Source organism: Consotaella salsifontis (assembly GCF_900167365.1).
In the GTDB taxonomy this organism is placed as follows: Bacteria; Pseudomonadota; Alphaproteobacteria; order Rhizobiales; family Rhizobiaceae; genus Consotaella; species Consotaella salsifontis.
Genome location: NZ_FUXL01000004.1, coordinates 14,066 through 33,627, shown reverse-complemented (window position 1 = coordinate 33,627; position 19,562 = coordinate 14,066). Strand labels below are relative to the sequence as shown.

Annotated in this window: 17 protein-coding genes; 3 read left to right on the top strand and 14 right to left on the bottom strand. The window is 65.7% G+C overall.

The annotated features are described in order from the left end of the window. The 4 genes from B5D38_RS06400 to B5D38_RS06385 form a co-directional block, all read right to left on the bottom strand. Nucleotides 1–945 carry a PfkB family carbohydrate kinase gene (locus B5D38_RS06400; protein WP_078707584.1) on the bottom strand — a complete coding sequence of 315 codons (945 nt, stop codon included), beginning with the start codon at nt 943–945 and terminating at the stop codon, nt 1–3. Further along, nucleotides 942–1,958: an ADP-ribosylglycohydrolase family protein gene (locus tag B5D38_RS06395; protein ID WP_078707583.1), complete on the bottom strand. Its 1,017-nt coding sequence runs from the start codon at nt 1,956–1,958 to the stop codon at nt 942–944. The genes B5D38_RS06400 and B5D38_RS06395 overlap by 4 nt, the downstream gene beginning before the upstream one ends. A 190-nt stretch (nt 1,959–2,148) precedes the next feature. Next, nucleotides 2,149–4,077, bottom strand: a complete 1,929-nt coding sequence (locus tag B5D38_RS06390) for a methyl-accepting chemotaxis protein (RefSeq protein WP_280949374.1) — start codon at nt 4,075–4,077, stop codon at nt 2,149–2,151. 579 nt (nt 4,078–4,656) lie between these two features. Then, complete coding sequence (locus tag B5D38_RS06385) at nt 4,657–5,985, bottom strand: solute carrier family 23 protein (protein WP_078707888.1); 1,329 nt, start codon at nt 5,983–5,985, stop codon at nt 4,657–4,659. Nucleotides 5,986–6,383: 398 nt separating this feature from the next. Here B5D38_RS06385 and B5D38_RS06380 point away from each other — a divergent pair, with 398 nt between their 5' ends. After that, nucleotides 6,384–8,372 carry a polysaccharide biosynthesis protein gene (locus B5D38_RS06380; RefSeq protein ID WP_165690803.1) on the top strand — a complete coding sequence of 663 codons (1,989 nt, stop codon included), beginning with the start codon at nt 6,384–6,386 and terminating at the stop codon, nt 8,370–8,372. A 126-nt stretch (nt 8,373–8,498) separates the two neighbouring features. On the opposite strand, the gene B5D38_RS06375 is transcribed toward B5D38_RS06380, so the two are convergent. Beyond that, entirely contained in the window at nt 8,499–8,714 is a 216-nt protein-coding gene (locus tag B5D38_RS06375; RefSeq protein ID WP_078707580.1) for a tautomerase family protein, read from the bottom strand. Between the two features lie 82 nt (nt 8,715–8,796). Further along, nucleotides 8,797–9,537 (bottom strand): SDR family oxidoreductase, encoded by a 741-nt coding sequence (locus B5D38_RS06370; RefSeq protein WP_078707579.1) that lies wholly within the window; start codon nt 9,535–9,537, stop codon nt 8,797–8,799. Nucleotides 9,538–9,633: 96 nt separating this feature from the next. Here B5D38_RS06370 and B5D38_RS06365 point away from each other — a divergent pair, with 96 nt between their 5' ends. Further along, a complete protein-coding gene (locus tag B5D38_RS06365) occupies nt 9,634–10,527 on the top strand; it encodes a LysR family transcriptional regulator (protein ID WP_078707578.1) in 894 nt (297 codons plus the stop codon). A 3-nt stretch (nt 10,528–10,530) separates the two neighbouring features. On the opposite strand, the gene B5D38_RS06360 is transcribed toward B5D38_RS06365, so the two are convergent. From B5D38_RS06360 to map, 7 genes are all read right to left on the bottom strand, one after another. Then, nucleotides 10,531–11,274, bottom strand: a complete 744-nt coding sequence (locus B5D38_RS06360; protein ID WP_078707577.1) for an amino acid ABC transporter ATP-binding protein — start codon at nt 11,272–11,274, stop codon at nt 10,531–10,533. Next, nucleotides 11,271–11,951 carry an amino acid ABC transporter permease gene (locus tag B5D38_RS06355; protein WP_078707576.1) on the bottom strand — a complete coding sequence of 227 codons (681 nt, stop codon included), beginning with the start codon at nt 11,949–11,951 and terminating at the stop codon, nt 11,271–11,273. Before B5D38_RS06355 ends, B5D38_RS06360 begins: the two co-directional genes overlap by 4 nt. A gap of 213 nt (nt 11,952–12,164) precedes the next feature. After that, nucleotides 12,165–12,929, bottom strand: coding sequence for an amino acid ABC transporter substrate-binding protein (locus tag B5D38_RS06350; RefSeq protein WP_078707575.1), 765 nt, complete (start codon nt 12,927–12,929; stop codon nt 12,165–12,167). A gap of 163 nt (nt 12,930–13,092) precedes the next feature. Continuing rightward, nucleotides 13,093–15,369, bottom strand: a complete 2,277-nt coding sequence (locus B5D38_RS06345) for a xanthine dehydrogenase family protein molybdopterin-binding subunit (protein ID WP_078707887.1) — start codon at nt 15,367–15,369, stop codon at nt 13,093–13,095. Between the two features lie 53 nt (nt 15,370–15,422). Then, the gene (locus B5D38_RS06340) at nt 15,423–16,409 is read right to left on the bottom strand and encodes an FAD binding domain-containing protein (RefSeq protein WP_078707574.1); all 987 of its coding nucleotides are present in this window, start codon (nt 16,407–16,409) and stop codon (nt 15,423–15,425) included. Further along, nucleotides 16,406–16,915, bottom strand: coding sequence for a (2Fe-2S)-binding protein (locus B5D38_RS06335; RefSeq protein WP_078707886.1), 510 nt, complete (start codon nt 16,913–16,915; stop codon nt 16,406–16,408). Before B5D38_RS06335 ends, B5D38_RS06340 begins: the two co-directional genes overlap by 4 nt. Before the next feature lie 151 nt (nt 16,916–17,066). Continuing rightward, nucleotides 17,067–17,816 carry a type I methionyl aminopeptidase gene (gene map / locus B5D38_RS06330; protein ID WP_078707573.1) on the bottom strand — a complete coding sequence of 250 codons (750 nt, stop codon included), beginning with the start codon at nt 17,814–17,816 and terminating at the stop codon, nt 17,067–17,069. Between the two features lie 173 nt (nt 17,817–17,989). On the opposite strand from map, the gene B5D38_RS06325 reads away from it, so the two are divergent. Continuing rightward, nucleotides 17,990–18,574: a histidine phosphatase family protein gene (locus tag B5D38_RS06325; protein ID WP_078707572.1), complete on the top strand. Its 585-nt coding sequence runs from the start codon at nt 17,990–17,992 to the stop codon at nt 18,572–18,574. A 5-nt stretch (nt 18,575–18,579) separates the two neighbouring features. On the opposite strand, the gene B5D38_RS06320 is transcribed toward B5D38_RS06325, so the two are convergent. Beyond that, complete coding sequence (locus B5D38_RS06320) at nt 18,580–19,557, bottom strand: hypothetical protein (protein WP_078707571.1); 978 nt, start codon at nt 19,555–19,557, stop codon at nt 18,580–18,582. Nucleotides 19,558–19,562 lie beyond the last annotated feature (5 nt).

The window sequence follows — 19,562 nt, the reverse complement described above, 5'->3', positions numbered from 1 at the left end:
TCAGCCTGTCGGTGGCGTGGCGGTCTCGCCCATGGCGGCGAGGACCGTTGCGAGGTCGGGCGCCGTCGACGGCCCCTCCCTTGTGGTTGAAAGAGCGGCGCAGACATTGGCGATCGCCGCGGCGCGCAAAGGCGGCTCGCCGCGCGCCAGCATGGCGATGAACGCCCCGGTGTGTGCGTCGCCCGCGCCGTTGGTGTCGATCGGCTCGACGGCAAATCCGGGCACGTGCGCCGCCTCTCTTCCGGCGGGCGCAAGGAAACAGCCATTCGCCCCGTCGCGCAAGATCGCGCCGCCATCTGCCGGCCGTCCTTTGGCGAGGGCCTGGGCGACGGCCCCGGGGTTCGATTGGCCGGTGAGAGATTCGCCCTCGGCCCGGTTTGCCGTGACCCACAGCGCGGCATCGAGCGCCGCCCGGCGGGCGCGACTGTCGAGATGGCTGACGATGGGGCAGGGGTCGAACACCAGGCGCCGGCCCTTACCGTCATTCTCCAGCCAGTGCGTCAGCGCCTCGCGGCTACCCGGATAATGAAGGGCGTAGCCCGACAGCAGAAGATGATCGTCGGGCCGAAGCGTCAGGCTCGCGAGGTCGTCGTCGCTGACGAGCCCATCCGCGCCCGAGGCGGCGATGAAGCTGCGCTCGCCATGCCGGTCGACGAGCACGGTGCAGCAGCCCTGGTCATGTCCCTGAAGCCGGGGCCGCAGCCGCTCGATACTTTCGCTCGCCAGCGCCGCCTCGGCGATGTCGGCAAAGGGGCCAGTGCCTAAGGTCCCGGCAAAGGCGACGTCGATGCCGCAGCGCCGCGCCGCCGCCATGGCGTTGAACCCTCCGCCGGCCGCCACCGTCATGCCATGGACGATCGCCTCGCCGCCCGGCGGCGGAACCTCTTCGACGCGATAGATCACGTCGACGATGACGCCTGAGAGTTGGACGAGGCGCGGCATCATCCCGCGGCCTCCACGGTGCGCATGCGGCGCAGGTCGAGGAGCGCCAACGCGAGTTCCTCGAGATCGAGGCGGTTCACGGTGACGATACGCTGGAGCTTGTCGCGGGGAAACCCCGCCGCACCGCTGCACGCCCCCGCCATGGCGCCGGCAATGGCGCCGATCGTATCGGTGTCGTCGCCGATATTGGCGGCGATCACCGCCGCCTTCCACGGATCACCCCCCGCCAGCCGGACGACGCCGAAGGCGGCCGCTACCGATTCGCGGCTGGCAACGGACGTGCCGATCGTGCGGGCGAGCTCGGCTTCTGTCCCATGTGCGGCGATGTCGAGCGCCGCCTCGATGCGCCCGGCCATGTCGCTCTCTCCCACCGGGGCGCCGCGCCGCGCGCCCTCGCGTGCTGCCTCCAGTGCCGCCGGCAAAGCCGAGGTAAAATCCGCGCCGTCGACGCCGCGGCTGACGACCATGGCAACGGCCGCCGCCGCCGCGATGGCCTCCCGCGTGTTGTGGGTGACGCGGCATGCCTCCTCGACGCGGTCGACGAGGGCGGCGACGCTGCCTGAGGGTGTCACGATGGCGACGGGCGCAACGCGCATCGCCGCGCCGTTCGTTGTGCCGGCGCGACCGGTTTCCGAAGCGTCGACCCCGGACAGAAGCGCCTCGAAGGCGCGCTTGGTGGAGGGGCCGAGGAGATCGCGCAGGCCGCGCTCGCGAACGTCCGCCTCCCACGCTATCAGCGTGCGCGCCCATTCCAGATCGTCGAAACGACCGGGCGAGCGGACCAGGAGGCGCGCCAGGAGCAGTGTCTGCTCCGTGTCGTCGGTGATGGCGGCGGCCGGCAGGCCGTGGGATACCGGATGGCCTTCGCAAGGAGCGACGAAGTCTGTGATATGGCCGTAGGTCTCGGCGATCTTCTGACGCGGGAAGGTCTGCGAGGGCATTCCCAGCGCATCGCCGACAGCAACGCCGGCCAGGGCGCCAATGGCACGGTCGAGGGCCTGAGGTCTCTCAGCCATGGAACGCGATCCTCATCCGGCCGGGATTCGCAAGGGTGTTCGTTCCAGGAGATGATCCATTCCCGCGCCCGCCGTCAAGCGCGGCGCCATCAAGCGGAGGCCTGTCCCGCCTCGTCGCTGTTTACGGCGCGAGGTGGAACAGGCGAGTGGGCGCGGCCCGACAAGCCGGCGCCCCGTCATGTCCGATTTCTCAGAACTCCTCCCAGTCGTCTTCCTCCACTTCCATTTTTGCCGCTGCTCCCCCGATCCCTTGTGCCTTCATCTGGCGCACGGGCGCGGAAGGCGCGGCCTTCGAAGCGGTCTTGGAAGGTGATGTTTGAGCGCGCTTCGCCGCAGAGGTTGCCGGAGCGGGCTTGGGCACGGGGCGCCGGGCCGCGCGTTCGGCCTGAGCAGCGTGGGCCATGGCCGCCGCCGTCTTGAACTGGGCGATCAGCTGGGCGAGGTGGTCGGTCTCGTTCGCCAGCGTCTGCGCGGCGGCCGTCGTCTCCTCGACCATTGCCGCGTTCTGCTGGGTCACCTTGTCCATCTGATCGGCGGCGGTGGAGACCTCCTTCAGGCTCACCGCCTGCTCGCGGGCGCTGTTGGCGATGTCCGCGACCTCCCGGCTCATGGCCGCGACCTGCGCCACGATCTCCTCCAGGCTCTTGCCCGACGCCGTGACCAACTCGACACCGCGGCCGACCTGATGGGACGACATGGAGATGAGTCCCTTGATCTCCTTGGCGGCCTCCGCCGAGCGCTGGGCAAGAGCCCGCACTTCCTGGGCGACGACGGCGAAGCCCTTGCCGGCCTCGCCGGCGCGTGCCGCCTCGACGCCCGCATTCAACGCAAGGAGGTTCGTCTGGAAGGCGATCTCGTCGATGACGCCAATGATCTTGCCGATCTCCTCCGAGCTCTTCTCGATCTCGGCCATCGCCTCGACGGCCTGACCAACGATCTCTCCGCCCTTCTCTGCGTTTTTCTGGGCGGTTTCGGCCGAGTGCTGGGCGCGGCCCGCGCTTTCGGCCGTCTCGTTCACCGCCCGCGTCACCTCGGTCAGCGCCGCCGTCGTCTCCTCCAGACCTGCCGCCTGCTGCTCGGTGCGATGTGCGAGGTCGTTGGACGCGATGTTGATCTCGTCGAGCCCGTTGCGGATGGAGCCGATTGCCGTCACAACCGAGCCGATCGTGCCTTCCAGTCGCTCCACCGACATGTTGAACTGGCTCCTGATGTCCTCATATTCGGCCGCCACGGGGCGGGCCATGCGAACCGTCAGGTCACCATCGGCGAGCCGGGCGAAGCCTCTTTCGATATCGGCGACGAAAGCACGCAGTTCCTCTGCCTTGGCGCGCTCGGCGGCTGCCTGTTCTGCTTTTAGAGCCTCGGCGCGCTGGCGTGCGGCCTCGGCCTCCGCCTCGAGCCGATCCCTTTCAATCGCGGCCTGCCGGAAGATCTCGACGGCGCCGGCCATCTGGCCGATCTCGTCTCGGCGCGCGATGAAGGGGACCTCGATCGTCTTCTCTCCTTCGGCGAGCCTGTGCATGACACCCGTGATCCGCCCGAGCGGCTTCGTAATGCTCCGCGCGATGGGCCAGGCGCAACACGCCAGAACGCCAAGGATGCCGAGAAGCCAAGCCAGCGAATGGAGCGCCGCCGTCCAGGTGTGTGCATGAAGGTCGTCGATATAGACGCCGGTCCCGATCGACCACTGCCACGGCTCAAAGGGGGCAGCATAGGCAAGCTTCGGCGTCGGCGTCTTTTCGCCCAGACGGGGAACCGAATATTCGACGAAGCCGCCGCCGGCCTTGGTCGCCGCGATCACGTCGCGAACGAGATAAGAGCCATCCGCATCCCGCTCGTCCCATCGCGACCGGCCGACCTCATTGCTGCCTGGAAGAACCACGACCACACCGTCATAGTCGTACACGAAGAGGTAATCATCGTTGCCGAAGCGGATATTGCCCACTGCTTTCGCGGCGCGCTGCTTCGCTTCTTCCTCTGAAATCTCGCCCTGCTTGGCTTCGTCGGCAAAACCCTGGATCAGCGATCGGGCCGCGTCGACCTGGGCCACAAGTGTTTCTTCTTGATCTTCCCAAATTGTTTGGTTCAGTGAGTACAACTGGACGCCGATAGCCGCCATGGTCAAGGCAGCCGCAGTCACAATCAGAAGAACAAGCTTCTGCGGAATGTTTAAACGCACGACACTTCCCTCCTGGTCATCTTCAGAAGAAAAGGGTGTCCGCAATAATATAATAGTCTATTACTATTGCTTCTGGCTCAACTTTGCAGCATTGACGTCATGCAACCTTAGGTAAGCCGCGCGATGCGGTGCCTCCTGGTCGCGGGGGCCCGGGCTGATCCGATGGCGCGAGGCCACCGCCATGCCGGGTGCGTGACTCGCCTCGACAAATGAGGCAGGGCTACGGGCGCCAACACGCGAATGGAGCAGGCTTCGAGGAATGAAACCTTGGGACGAAGGCGGTGCGGGCGTTGGCCGATGCGCTTCGGGCGGCGTTTCAACGTGACGCCTTCCGGGCATTGAGGTGGATAGCGTCACCTGGAGGTGGCTGAATACCGGAAGCGGTCTCGCACAAATGACAAAGGCTCGATCGTTGGACCGAGCCTTTGCTGCACGAACCAGTTGAATGATGATGCGACAAAATGTCGCATAGACCGTCCTGATTCTGACTCTAATCCGGCAAGTTTGCTCCGATACGCGTCAGCGAGCGCGTTCTGCCCGCGCCTCCGCGCCGTTCAGGACGTGATAGAGGATGATGGCTCCGATCGTCGCCGTGCCGATGCCGTCGAGCGTGAAGTTGCCGATCGTCAGTTTGAAGTTTCCAGCGCCCAGGACCAGCGCGACGCCCACCGTGATGAGGTTTCGCGGGTTCGAGAAGTCGACGGCGTTCTCGACCCAGATGCGGCCGGCCGTTGCGGCGATCAGGCCGAAGACCACGATGGAGAGCCCGCCAAGGACCGGGACGGGGATCGTCTGGATGAGCGCGCCGAACTTTGGCGAGAACCCAAGCAGGATGGCGATGACGGCGGCGACGACGAAGATCAGCGTCGAGAAGATGCGGGTCACGGCCATGACGCCCATGTTCTCGGCATAGGTCGTCATGCCGGTTCCGCCGAAGAAGCCCGACAGGATCGTGGCCAAACCGTCGCCGATGAAGGCGCGGCCGAGATAGGGGTCGAGATTGCGGCCGGTCATGGCGCCGACAGCCTTGATGTGCCCGAGGTTTTCCGCGACCAGGATCAGCACCACCGGCATGATGAGCGTCATCGCCGAGGTGGTGAACACCGGGCTCGTGAAGTGCGGCAGGCCCAGCCATGCGGCCTCGCCGACACGGGTGAAGTCGATGGGGGCGCCCAAGCCCATGCCGTTGGCGAGCACGAGATAGACGACATAGGAGAGGGCGCCGCCGATGAGGATCGGCAGGCGCCGCGATAGGCCGGGGCCGTAGACCGCCACCGCGCCGACGGCCGCCACCGTCAGGATGGAGATCCAGCGGGCGAGTGCGCTGCCATCGGGATTGCCCGCCGAGGTTCCAGATGCGCTGGCGATGGCGATCGGCGCGAGAACGAGGCCGATGGCCGCCACGATAGCGCCGGTGAGGACCGGTGGCATCAGCCGCTCGATCCAGCGATAGCCCACCAGCATCACGACGACGCCGACGAGAGCATAGAGAATGCCTGCCGCCACGATGCCGCCGAGCGCGACGCCGATGTTCGGATTGGCCACGCCGACCGTCGCGCCGGTCGCCACGAGAACCGGTCCGATGAAGGCGAAGCTCGATCCGAGATAGCTCGGCACGCGGCCGCCGACGGCGACAAAGAAGATGAGAGTGGAGATGCCGGAAAAGAGGATCGACACATTGGGGTCGAAGCCCATGAGAATGGGGCCGAGCACGGTGGCGCCGAACATGGCGATCACATGCTGTAGCCCGATCACGAACGTTTGCCCGAGCGGCAAACGTTCGTCAGGCATGATCCTGCCTTCCTTCTTGAGAGTCCAATTCGGGAAATACCCGCCCCTACCGTTCATCGTCATCGCCCCAGGTCAAAATCCCAGGAGCTTTAACGGCTCGCTGATCGACGGGCCAGTCCGCCCGCCGAGTTATCCGCTGGAAGCTTTGGTCCAGGGCTTGAAATCTGAATATGCTGCCCCTCCCGTGCCGAGAAAACGGTCGTGTTGTCGTTCGATACGACGGTGACGGCCGGAATCGCTCGATGTGGCAAGACAGCTTCTGATCGTTTTTCACCACCGGACGTGGTAGCGTCCATTGCGTTTGGCTGGCGCGCCGTCGTCGACAAGCGCAAAAAAGGTGGGTGAGCCGGCGAACGAAATAGCCGCCGAGTATAACGCCCCTCAATTGTCGCAATGGTGAGATCGGTGATATGCGATCCTGTCCCGGGAGCCGGGGCTTGTCGGCGAGGATGATGATGTCGCTATCCAGACCCCACACTCGCATGCTGCTTGTTCGGGGCGCGGCGCTTTTCCATGATATCATCATGGGCACGATCGCCTTCCTGCTGTCCCTGGTCCTGCGGCTCGATTTCGACGGCTTGATGCCGCATTTGGTCGAGTACATCGTCGCCTCGCTCATGTTCGGCATCATCGTGAGCGCGTTCGGATTCCTGCTTGGTATGAACCGGGGCGTCTGGCGTTATGCCTCGCTTCCCGACCTCGTTGCCATCGTCAAGGCGGCGACGGCGTCGGTGTTGCTCTTCATCGCCATCCATTTCTTTCTCGTCCGTCTCGATGGTATCCCGCGCTCCTCCATTATCGTCGTCTGGGCCTTCCTGATCGTTCTGCTGGGCGGACCCCGCGTCGCCTATCGCGTTTATCGCAATGAGCGCGACACCCACCGAGGCAAGGCGAAGGCAAAGAAGCGGGCCCTGCTGATTGGCGCGGGAGACGCCGCCGACCTCTTTCTCAAGGTGATCAAGGAGCGCTCGAGCGCGGGCTTTGAGGTTCTTGCGATCATCGATGAGCGTGGGCGTCGGGCGGGGCGCTTCATCCAGGGCGTGCCGGTCAAGGGGCCCCTGGAGATGCTCGGCACCATCATCGAGGATTTCCATATCCGTGGCCTGGAGGTCGATGCCCTTATCGTGGCTCAATCGGCGGACGCGAACCAGGCACATGAGCTTCTGGTGCAACTCGTCGCCGTCGCCGGCCAGTATCATCTGGAGCTGCTTCGCCTGCCGAACCTCCTGGAGATGCGCTCGCTCGATCAAGCGGTCGAGGTTCAGCCGGTGAAGGTCGAGGATCTTCTTCAACGCCCGCCGGTGAAGCTTGATATGAAAAGCATCGCCGCGATGATTTCGGATAAGTCGGTGCTGATTACCGGCGCGGGAGGGTCGATTGGCTCCGAGCTGGTGCGGCAGGTGGCAAGGCTGAAGCCGCGCAACCTCGTTCTGCTGGATGCCAACGAATACCTTCTTTATTCGATCGACATGGAGATGGCGCGCGATTTCCGCGACGTTCCACGCCATGCGCTGCTGTGCAATGTGCGGGAGAGGGAGTCGGTCTTTCAGGTCATGGAGACCCATCGGCCCGAGGTTGTCTTCCACGCGGCGGCGCTGAAGCACGTTCCGATCGTCGAGGCGCAGCCACTCCAGGGATTGTTCACCAATGCGATCGGCACACGGCACGTGGCCGAGGCGGCGATCAAGGTCAATGCCCAGGCGGTGGTTCTCGTCTCTACCGACAAAGCGGTAAATTCGACCAACGCCATGGGCGCAACCAAGCGGCTGGCCGAGATGTTCTGCCAAGCCATGGATCTGGATGCCGACGCCACGGAAACCCGCTTCGTCACAGTGCGCTTCGGCAACGTTCTCGGCTCCTCCGGTTCTGTGGTGCCGCTTTTCGAACGGCAGATCAAGGCCGGCGGTCCCGTGACCGTCACTCATCCTGAGATCGAACGCTACTTCATGACCATCCCCGAGGCTTGCCTCCTAGTCATGCAGGCTGCCGCTTACGGGCTCAATCACCGCGGCGAGCGCGGAAGGATCTTCGTGCTCGACATGGGCGCTCCCGTGAAGATCGTCGACCTTGCGCGCAACCTCATCCGCCTGTCGGGTCTGCGCCCGGAACTCGACATCAAGATCGTCTACACGGGTCTGCGCCCCGGCGAGAAGCTGTACGAGGAGCTGTTCAGTACCGGCGAGGCTCTGAAGCAAACCAACGCCGAGGGTATCCTGACGGCGTCGCCCCGGGCCATTGAAGGTGCCTTGATCATCCGCATTTTTGACGAGTTGCGCCGGATGATCGAGACGAACAACGTATCCGGCGCTCTGCGTCTCCTGAAGGCGACGGTCAGCGACTTCAATCCCGGCGAAGAGATACAGAGCATGATGGATATGGACCACGGGCTACCGCTTGATCCCCCGCGTCGTCCAATCACCATCGCCAGGCAGGATGGCGAGTGAATGGTGGCACGAGGGGCGACGATGACTGCCGCCGTGGCGGCATTCCAATCGTGGAAGCGGTCGATCGAGAAGACAATCCGCCAAGTTTGAGGGCGGGGCTAAGACCCGCGCCCCTTTGTCGAGCTCTCAGGCGTCGACCGCGCGGTACGCATCGGGAATGACGAATACCTCGTCGGCGCGGGCATAACCGCCATCCTTGACCTCTTCGATCAGGACCATCGTGTGCGGACGCGCGGCCTCGGTGAAGTAGTCGACCAGCATGTCGGTGGCGCGGTGAACGATCTCCTCTTTCTGCTTTCGCGAAAGGGCGGCTTCGGGAATCTTGATGTTGACGAAGGGCATCGGGAAATCCTTATCGAAAGGGGGTATTGGGTCAGGTTATGCGGGAGAGTGTCGCCGTCGTCGTCTTGGCCACAGCGCTTCTTCAAACGACGCCGCCGTTCGCGCGCAGGGTCTGGCCATTGACCCAGCCGGCGTCCGGCCCCACCAGAAAAGCGACAACCCGGGTGATGTCGTCGGGTTCGCCGAGACGGCCGAACGGGTTCATTCGCTTGATCGCGGAAACCTGCTCGTCCGATTTGCCAGTGAGAAACAGGTCGGTGGCGACGGGGCCGGGGGCAACCGTGTTCACGGTAATGCCACGCGGCCCCAGTTCCTTGGCAAGGACGTGGGTCATCGCCTCGACGCCGGCCTTGGTGGCGGCATAGACGCCATAGGTGGGCTGATAGAGCCCGACGACGCTGGACGAAAAGCTCACGATGCGGCCGCCGTCCGCAAGCCGGCGGGCAGCCTCGCGCATCCCGCGAAAAACGCCGCCGAGATTGACCGCCACCTGACGCTCGAAGGCGGCGTCGTCCATCTGCGCGATGGGCGCAAGCGTCATGATCCCGGCGTTGTTCACCAGAATGTCGACCTTGCCGAACTCTCCCTCGGCCGCGTCGAACAATGTCGGCAAGCCATCCGAGGCGCCGATGTCGGCCTTGACGGCGATCGCTCGGCCATCCTTTTCGGAAATGTCGGCGACGACTGCCTCGGCGGCCTCGCGGCCATGGGCATAGTTGACAACGACGGCAATCCCATCGGCGGCGAGGCGGCGGGCGATGGCCGCGCCGATCCCCTTCGAGGCGCCGGTGACGATGGCGGTGCGTTGATGCTGCTCTGTCATGATCAATCTCCTTGTGCCTCGAACTTAAGCGAGCCTCGAAGCGGAATAATCGCCCGGAGCTTGCCAACTCCATTCGGTTTAGGCGAACAATGAGCGATGGATCATCTCAATAGTTTGCGCCTGCTCGTAAGGGTGATCGAACGGGCAAGCTTCACGGCGGCTGCCGCCGATCTCGGGTTGCCGCGCTCGACCGCAACGGAAGCGGTAAGGCGCCTGGAGGCGCGACTCGGGGCGCGCCTGCTCGATCGCACCACGCGGCATGTCGCGCCGACGCTCGACGGACAGGCGTTCTACGAACGGTGCGTGGCGATCCTCGCCGATATCGAGGATGCGGAGGGGGCGCTGCGCGCGGCCGAGCCGCACGGGCTCCTGCGCGTCGACGCGCCGGGCCTGCTCACGCGGACCTTCCTGCTTCCGGCGCTGCCGGCGTTTCTCGATAGGTTTCCGCGGATCGACATCCAGTTTGGGCAAAGCGACAGGCTGGTCGATCTTGTGCGAGAGGGCGTCGATTGCGCGATCCGCGTTGGCGAGCCTTCAGACAGCGGCCTCGTCATGAAGCGGCTGGGAACGCTGGAGGAGTCGACGCTGGCCAGCCCCTCCTATCTCAAGCGCCACGGTATCCCGCGATCGCTCGACGATCTCGACGGCCACCGGATGGTAGGCTTCATTTCCTCGCGTACCGGCGAGGCGATGCCGCTGGAATTCATGGTCGATGGAAAGGTGTGCGAGGTGACGCTGCCATGGCGCGTGTCGGCCAACCACTCCGATACGTCCGCCGCTCTCGCCTGTCTCGGGTTCGGGCTCATTCAGGCGCCGCTCTATCGGTTTGCCGACGACCTGGTTGCAGGGCGTCTGGTGGAGGTGCTGCCGAACCACCGGCCCCGGCCGAGCCCTGTGTCGGCGCTTTATCCGCAGAAGCGCCAGCTTGCGCCGCGTCTGCGTGTTTTCATCGACTGGCTGACGGCGGTCTTCGATCGCCCAAGCGGATGAGAATCACGCCCCAAGGCTTCTGACGAAGCGCACCGTTCGTGGCTCGGCCGGGGCGCTGAAGATCGTCTCCGGCGCGCCTTCCTCCACGATCTCGCCGCCTTCCAGGAAAGCGACGTGGCTGGCGACGCTGCGGGCGAGCCTAAGGTCGTGCGTCGCCATCAGCATCGTCGCGCCCTCGCTGGCGAGCGCCCTCAGAACGTCCACGACTTCCTCGGCGAGCTCGGGGTCAAGGGCGGAGGTCGGCTCGTCGCAGAGGATCAGCGCTGGCGAGGGGGCGAGCGCGCGGGCGATGGCGACGCGCTGCTGCTGCCCGCCAGACAGCGTCGCCGGCCACGCCTCGGCCTTTTCGGCCACCCCGACCTTGCCAAGAAGGTCCATCGCCCGTTCGCGCGCGCGTTCTTTCGGCCATTTCTGAACCGTCACCAGCCCTTCCATGACGTTCTCGATCACCCGGCGATGGGGGAAGAGCTGGAAGTTCTGGAAGATCATGCCGGTGCGGCGGCGCAGGCGCAGAATCTCGGCCTGCGAAGGCCTGCGTCCGGCCGAAAACTCGAGCCGAAGGTCCTGGATTTCCACCGCGCCGCCATCGGGGATCTCCAGGAGGTTGGCACAGCGAAGCAGCGTGCTCTTGCCGCTGCCGGAGGGGCCGATCAGGGCCGTGACCGCTCCTTCGGCAACGGTAAGATCGACACCCTTCAGGACAGGATTGCCGGAGAAACGCTTCTCGATTCCGGTAAGACGGATCATCGGACCCGCTCCAGAAAGCCGCCATAGCGGCCGAATTGCGTTTCCAGCCGGCTTTGCAGGGCGGTGAGCACGGAGGAGAAGGCGAGATAGATCAGCGCCGCCTCGATGTAGAGGATCAGCGGTTCATAGGTCACGGCGACAATGCGTTGTGCCTGCTGGAACAGCTCGGGCACGGTGATCGCGGCGGCAAGCGAGGTGTCCTTGACCAGCGAAATGAAAGAGTTGCCGAGCGGCGGCAGGGCGACCCGCGTCGCCTGTGGCAGGATCGTGCGACCCATCGCCTGTCGCGTCGTCATGCCGATGGAATAAGCGGCTTCCCACTGGCCCTTCGAGATGGAGGTGAGCGCCGCGCGGATCACCTCCGAGGTATAGGCGCCGACATTCAGCGTGAAGCCGATGAGCGCGGCAGGGAAGGCGTCGATCAGGATGCCGGCGCTCGGCAGGCCATAGAAGATGACGAAGAGCTGCACCAGCAGCGGCGTGCCGCGGATGATCCAGACATAGAAGGAGGCGACCCAGACCAGCGGCTTGGGCGCGAAGAGCCTGACCACCGCCACCAGGAGGCCGACGGCGAGCCCCAGGATGAAGGACAGGATCGCCAGCGGCACGGTGAAGATCAAGCCGCCACGCAGCAGCGGCCAGAACGAGGTCAGCATCAGTTGCAGCCAGTCGGGCAATCGGACCTCGCCGGGAGATAGGGGCGCTGCGCGGCGCCGGGCATGAGAACGCGGGACGAAGCCGGCGACGACACTTCGGTTCGCCCCCGGAGGAACCGCGCCGGAAACCTCACCCGCGAGCGTCGTGAAAGCTCGCGGATCAGCGGCGCGGCATATCAGGCAAATAGAGCGGAACGCAATTCGACAACTCGCATCCCGCGATGGCCTCGGGTGTTAGCGCGACACGTCCTCGCCGAAATACTTCTCGGCGATCGCCTTGTAGGTGCCGTCGGCCTTGATGTCCTTCAGCGCCTCGTTGATGGCGGCGACGAGCTCGGGATTGTCCTTCTGCACGATGATCCCCGAAGGCGCGCCGTCCTCACGGGTCTCCACGACCTTCACTTTTGCGTCCGGCTGGTGCTTCTTGAAGTCGAGGAAGGACAGGCTGTCGTTGATGGTGGCGTCCGCGCGGCCGGTGAGGACCAGCTGAACCGACTGGTCGAAACCTTCCGTGCCGACGATCGTCGCGCCGGCGGCCTGGGCCATCTTGCCATAGTTCGAGGTTAGCGACTGGGCGGCACGCTTGCCATTGAGATCGTCGAAGCTCTTGATCTCGTCATTGTCGCTTTTGACGATCAGCGCGGCCTTGGAGACGATATAGGGATCGGAAAAATCGAAGCGCTGCTGGCGTTCGGGGGTGATGCCGACCTGATTGATCACGGCGTCGTAGCGGTCAGAGCCAAGACCGGCGATCAGCCCGTCCCACTTGCCTTCGACGAATTGCGGCTCGACGCCGAGGTGCTTGGCCACCGCCTCGCCGATCTCGACATCGAAGCCAACGAGCTTGCCCGACGCATCGTGATAGGTGAACGGCGCATAGGTGCCCTCCGTCCCGATCCGCAAGGTGCCGGCCTGCTTGATATCAGCGAGGTTGCCGGCGAAAGCGGGCGCCGCGGCGAGAAGCGTGAGCGACAGGGCGGCGAGGAGGCTCTTGTTCATGGGTAGTCCTTCAAGGTGATCTCTGTTGGCGCCTTATCTCGGGTAGAGCGCGGGCGATCTCAAGGAATGCCTTTCTGCCGTGCGCCGCTGCGAGGAACTTCCATTCCTCGACCGGGCCGCTCCCGGCGCAGGAGGGGGCGCCAGGAGCAGGACGAGAGTCGGCTCACATCAGCTTGTCGAGCGTGATCGGCAGATCGCGTACCCGCTTGCCGGTGGCGTTGTAGACCGCGTTGGCGACGGCCGCGCCGACGCCCGTGATGCCGATTTCGCCCACGCCATGAGCGCCCATCGGCGTGTGCGGGTCGGCAATGTCGGTCCAGATCACGTCGATCTCCGGCACGTCCATGTGCACGGGGACATGATACTCCGCCATGCTGGGGTTCATGATGCGCCCGGAGCGCTCGTCGAAGACCGTCTCCTCCATCAGCGCTAGTCCGAGGCCCATGATGATGCCGCCCCGGAACTGGCTGGCCGCGGTCTTGGCGTTGATGATCCGGCCGCAGTCGAAAGAGCCGAGGAAGCGGCTGACGCGCGGCTCGCCGGTGATCGCGTTGACGCGCACCTCGCAGAACATGGCGCCGTAGGAATGCATCGACCAGTGCTGCGTCTCCAGCGGCATCGGCGCATTGCCGACCACCGAAACCTCGTCGGAGTTCGCCCGCGTCAGAATGGAGACATAGCTCTCGAAGCGGTCGGGCTCGTCCAGCTTGGCGAGGCCGCCGTTCATTCCGCCGACCTCGTCGGGCTTGAGCCCGGCGAGGGGAGAGTCGTTGCCCGCCAGCTTCAAGAGTTCGGCCACCAGTTCACGCTGGGCGGCGATGACGGCAGCTCCGATCGAGGCCGTCTGCTGAGAGCCGCCCGCCAGGATCATGCCCGGCATGGCCGAGTCGCCATAGTGGACCGTGACCTGGTCGAGCGATAGCCCGAGCCGCTCGGCCGTGATCTGGCTTTGCGCGGTAGCCGTGCCCATGCCCATCTCGTGGGCGGCGGCCTCGACCGTCACACGCCCGTCCCGCGTCAACGTCAGGCGCGCCGCGCCGCCGGGCATCCGGTGATAGGGATAGGTGGCGGTCGCCACGCCCATGCCGATCAGCCATTCTCCCTCCCGTCGCATGCCGGGGGTCGCGCTGCGGGCGCTCCAGCCAAAACGCTCCGCGCCCATGCGATAGGCATCGACAATGTGGCGTGAGGAGAAGGGCAGGCCGGAGGTCGGGTCCTTCTCCGGCTCGTTGCGGATCCTGAGTTCGACCGGGTCCATGCCGAGTTCCACCGCCAGTTCGTCCATCGCCGATTCCAGGGCGAAGGTGCCGACGGATTCGCCGGGTGCGCGCATGAAGGTGTTGGCCAGCATGTCGAGCTTGACCACCTCGACGTCGAGCTTGATCGAGCGGGCGGCGTAGGCGCTCTGTGTCGGCAGGATGAAGGGCTCTGGCATCGCGTTGTGAGGCGTCATCGCGACCGTCCCGGTATGGATGATGGCGTCGAGCGTGCCGTCGTCGCGCGCACCGAGCGCCAGCCGCTGCTCCGTCAGGGTGCGTCCGCCGACGAGGCGGTAGACGCCCTCGCGCGACAGGACGATGCGGACCGGGCGGCCGGTGAGCTTCGAGGCGGCGGCGGCCAGCACCTGGTGGTGCCAGAGCGACTTACCGCCGAATCCGCCGCCGACGAAAGGCGAGGTCACATGGACGTTGCTCTCGTCGATGCCGAAGATCTCGGCGAGCGACCAGGCGGTGTGGGCGACCGCCTGCGAGGCGTCGTGGACGCGGAGCGTGTCGCCCTGCCAGGCAACGGTGGCGGCATGCAGCTCGATGGCGTTGTGGCTGTGGCGGGGCGTGCGATAGACCGTGTCCACCTTGTGCGGGGCGGCCGCCAGAGCGGCTTCGGGATCGCCGATCTCAAGCTTCATCGGTCCCATGAAAATCCCCGGCTCGGTGCCTTTCGCCTTGGCCTCGGCGAAAGAGAGCAGGGCCGGTTCTACCTCATAGGCGACGCGAACCAACGAGGCGGCATGGTCCGCCTGCTCCTGGGTCTCGGCAAGGACAAGGGCGACCGGCTGCCCGTTCCAGTGGATGCGATCGTCCTGCATGACCGGTAGATCGTCGCCACCCGCCGCCTTCTGGCTGGTGAGGAACAGCGGCATGGGCCGCATGCGCGGCGCGTTGCGATGGGTCATCACCAGCACGACGCCCGGCGCGGCCTCGGCCTCTGCCGTGTCGAGCGTGGTGATGCGACCCTTGGCGATGGTGCTGAAGGTCACCGCCGCGTAGAGCAGCCCCTCCAGCGGAAACTCGGCCGCGAAGGGCGCCGCGCCGCGAACCTTGAGCGAACCGTCGACCCGCGAGGTCTGCGCGCCGATCAGCCCGTGCTTGCGATCGATCAGCGGATCGGGGCGTCCGCCGGGAATCCAGCTATCGGGCGCAAGCTCGACCGCCTTCTGCATCGCCGCCTGGGCTGCGCCCTGGACCGCCTGCTTGGCGTTCTCGACAAAATTGCTCATCGGCCCGCTCCCGCCAGATCGCCGAGGACCGCGACGATCGTCCGCCGCGCCAGCTCGACCTTGAATGCGTTGTCCTTGAGCGGCGAGGCATCGGCGAGTTCCGCCTCAGCGGCCGCGCGGAAGGCGTCTTCACTCGCCGGCTGGCCGCGCAGCGCCTCTTCGGCCCGCCACGCGCGCCAGGGCTTGTGAGCGACACCGCCGAGAGCGAGGCGCACGTCCTTGACTGTGCCGCTCTCGACCTCCAGGGCCGCCGCCACCGAAACCAGGGCGAAGGCATAGCTCGCCCGGTCGCGAACCTTGCGGTAGGTGGAACGGCTGGCAAGGGGCAGCGCCGGCAGCTCGATGGCCGTGATCAGTTCGCCCGGCTCCAGCACCGTATCGAGATCCGGCCGGCCGTCCGGCAAGCGGTGCAGCTCGACCAGCGGCACCGAGCGCTTGCCCGAGCGGCCTTCGATGTGAACGCTCGCATCGAGCGCCGCCAGCGCCACGCACATGTCGGAAGGATGGGTGGCGACGCACGCTGGCGAGGCGCCGAGAATGGCATGGTTACGGTTGAAGCCATCGATGGCGTCGCATCCCTGGCCGGGCTCGCGCTTGTTGCAGCGCGATCCCTCGCCGTCATAGAAATAGGTGCAGCGCGTGCGCTGGAGGAGGTTTCCGCCGATCGTCGCCATATTGCGGATCTGCGCCGATGCGCCCGCCAGGATGGCGCGCGACAGCATGGGGTAGCGCTGGCGCACCGCCCGATGTTCGGCGAGGGCCGTGTTGCGCACGGCCGCGCCGATCATGAGGCCACCGTCCTCCCGCTCCTCGATCTCGCGGGAGAGGGCCGTGACGTCGACCAGCGCTTCGGGGTGCTCGGCACCCTCGCGCATCAGATCGACCAGATTGGTGCCGCCGCCCAAATACTTGGTTCCGGCCACCGCGCCGAGGCGGATGGCATCGGCCGCACCGGCGGCCCGGGAATAGCTGAAGGGGTTCATTCTGCGGCCTCCCGAACGAGAATCTCGGAAATCGCGTCGATGATCCCGTTATGGGCGCCGCAGCGGCACAGATTGCCGCTCATCCGCTCCTGGATTTCCTCTCGGCTGAGCGAAAGACCTTCGCCGCCAAGGTCCGCCGTGATCACGCTCGGAACCCCGCGCTCGATCTCGGCGATCATGCCGACCGCCGAACAGATCTGTCCCGGCGTGCAATAGCCGCACTGGAACCCGTCGTGGTCGATGAACGCCTGCTGCAACGAGTGCAGCGCGCCCCCCGCCGCGAGACCCTCGATCGTCGTGACCGATCGCCCTTCGCATTGAACCGCCAGCGTCATGCACGAAAGTACGCGCTCGCCGTCCACCAGAACCGTGCATGCTCCGCAGGCGCCCTGATTGCAGCCCTTCTTGGTGCCGGGAAGGTTCAGGCGGTCGCGGACCAAGTCCAAAAGCGAGACGCGGGCATCGCCCGGCGCCTCGACGTCGCTTCCATTGATGGTGATGGCCATGTCGTCTGCTCCAAGCAGAAATTGGAACCGCGGATGCAAATTTGCATCCATGGCTCATCAATTTGGCGCCTGGAGAAGAATTGTCGATAAGCCTCGCTGGCTAAGAGGAAGCGGAGAGCGAACGCCGGGAGGCGCAAGCGCGTCCCGCTTTTCACCCCGGAAGGGTGACAACGAGCGGCCCGTTTCGGGTGGCGACGACGGTGTGCTCGAACTGAACCGTCGGCGCCGAAGGCTCGCTGAGCAAGGTCCAGTCGTCGTTGCCGTCGGTCGCCCATTCGGCCCCGAAGGACAGGAACGGCTCGACGGTGAAGACTAGGCCGGCATGCATGGTCCGGCGCTCCGACGGGTCCGGCCAGGTGGCGATCTCCTTCGGCTCCTCGTGAAGCGAGTGACCGACGCCATGGCTCGCGAGGTTCTGGACGAGCGTATAGCGATTCTTGCGCGCGAACTCGCCGATGGCCTGGCCGATGCCGGCGATGGGGCGGTCGGCGCCAACCTGCCTGATGCCGGCCCACATGGCGCGCCGGCCGTCCCTGCACAGCCGCTCGATCGCCTTGGCAACCGGCGGAACCGCAAAGGACGCGCCGGTGTCGGCAAAGACGCCATCCTTCTCGGCCGACACGTCGATGTTGACGAGATCGCCCGCCGCGATCCGGTATTCTCCCGGAATGCCGTGAGCGATCTCCTCGTTCACGCTGATGCAGGTCGCGCCGGGAAAGCCGTAGCACAGCTCCGGAGCGGGGCGGGCGCCGTGCTCTTCGAGAGACCGCCGGCCGATCGCGTCGAGCTCCGCCGTGGTCATTCCGATCTGAGTGGCAGCCTTCATGGCCTCCACTGTGTTGGCGACGATGCGGCCGATCTCCCGCAGCTTCTCGAGTTCATGTTCGTTGGAGATGGTCATACGGCTTGGGCCTTCATCGATCTTGGGGACATCCGTCAGCGGGCCAATCCGATCGCCGGCCGGCGTTATCCGCTTCGCGCGAGGATGCCAACCCCGGGGGCGCTTGTGGAGCGTCGCCTGTGCAATCTATCGTGACACGCGGTGATTGCCGTCATGTTCGATAGGCTGGATGCATGGCAACACTTTTCTTTATCACCCATCCCGAGGTCGTCGTCGATGCCGCCACCGCGATCGAGCGCTGGCACCTCAGCCCGCGCGGCATCGACAGGATGAGGGCGTTTGCCGCCTCGCCCTTGCTGTCCGGCGTCGCTGCGATCTGGTCGAGCGCGGAGACCAAGGCCATCGAGGCCGCCGGCATCCTGGCGGGAGCTCGCGGATGCGGCATATCCGCTAATAGGGCGCTGGGTGAGAACGACCGCAGCGCGACGGGCTTCCTGCCGCCGGACGAGTTCGAGCGGGTCGCCGGTGCCTTCTTCGCCCAGCCGGACGTGAGCGTTCGCGGCTGGGAGAAGGCAGCGGATGCGCAGGCAAGGGTCCGCCGCGCAGTAGAAGAAATCGTGGCGGGCCACGGGGAAGGCGATCTGGCGATCGTCGCCCATGGCGCGGTCGGCACGCTGCTTCTTTGCGCGCTGACGGGAAAAGCGATCAGCCGGGCGTTCGACCAGCCGTTTCAGGGACATTTCTGGCAGGCGCGCCTGCCGGACCTCGTCCCCGATCACGGCTGGCGTCCCATCGCCCCGCGCGAACCGGATTTTTGACCCGGTTACAGGCCGGACAGAATGATGATCGTTCGGTCGTCGAAAAGTTGCTCGGCGCTCGAACCCTTGACGCCCCAATGCGTCTCGGTCTTGCCCGGGTCCTCCCGCTCGATGCGGGCGAACACGTCTTCCCAGGCGGCAAGGGTCGTCTCCTGGGGCAGCTCCAGATAGCCGTCGCTGAAGATCTCGACCGTGTGGATCGTCTCTGCCGGACGCTCGAAAGTCAGCCAGCCAGGGCCCTGCGAGTGCCCGCCGTCGAGGGCGGCATAGCCCATGGGATGGCGTGGATCGTTGGAATAGCGGTACTGCCCTTTGGGAATCCCCGCGCGCAGCATCGGCTCGATGTGCTCGGAAAGAGCCGGGTCGAAAGTCGGCGCCAGCATCTCGCGTGTCCGGGCGATGAGCTCCTCGGCCTCCGCGGCCGAGAGCAGTTCCGGGATTGCCGCGTCGAAGCCGTGGAAGACGCCCTGCCGCGAGCGTTGCTCCAGCTCTGGCGCTTCCATGCCTCGTGCCTTGAGATGATGGAAAAGCGCCACGCGGCCCGCCGACATGATGTCGTCGACGGGCTTGAGATGCTGGAAGACTTCCGTGCCGTTGAGCCTCAGGCCGGAGTCGCCGACCAGGGTGAAGCGATAGGTCTCGCCCATGTCCTCCATCATCACCAGCGTCGTGGAGGCGCCGACGGGCTTGCCTTGGCGTTCGGACTCGCGCTCCAGCGCGTCCTTGAGGCGGCGGTTGAGCATCGCCACGAGGCCGCCGGGCAGGGGCCGGTCCGCCGGTGGTGTGCTCATGGCCGAGGCGAGGGCGGCGGCGCATTCGAGCGCTGCGAAGCGACCGCTGCCGACGCCGGCGATGGTCGAGCCGTTGACGTCGGTGGCGCCGTCGAACACGGCGTAGCATCGGCCGGGCATCACCAGTGGCACGTCGTCGCCCGGCCGGTTGGAGGAGAGATATTTCGGAACGGAAAGACAGTCGATGCGCATGGAAG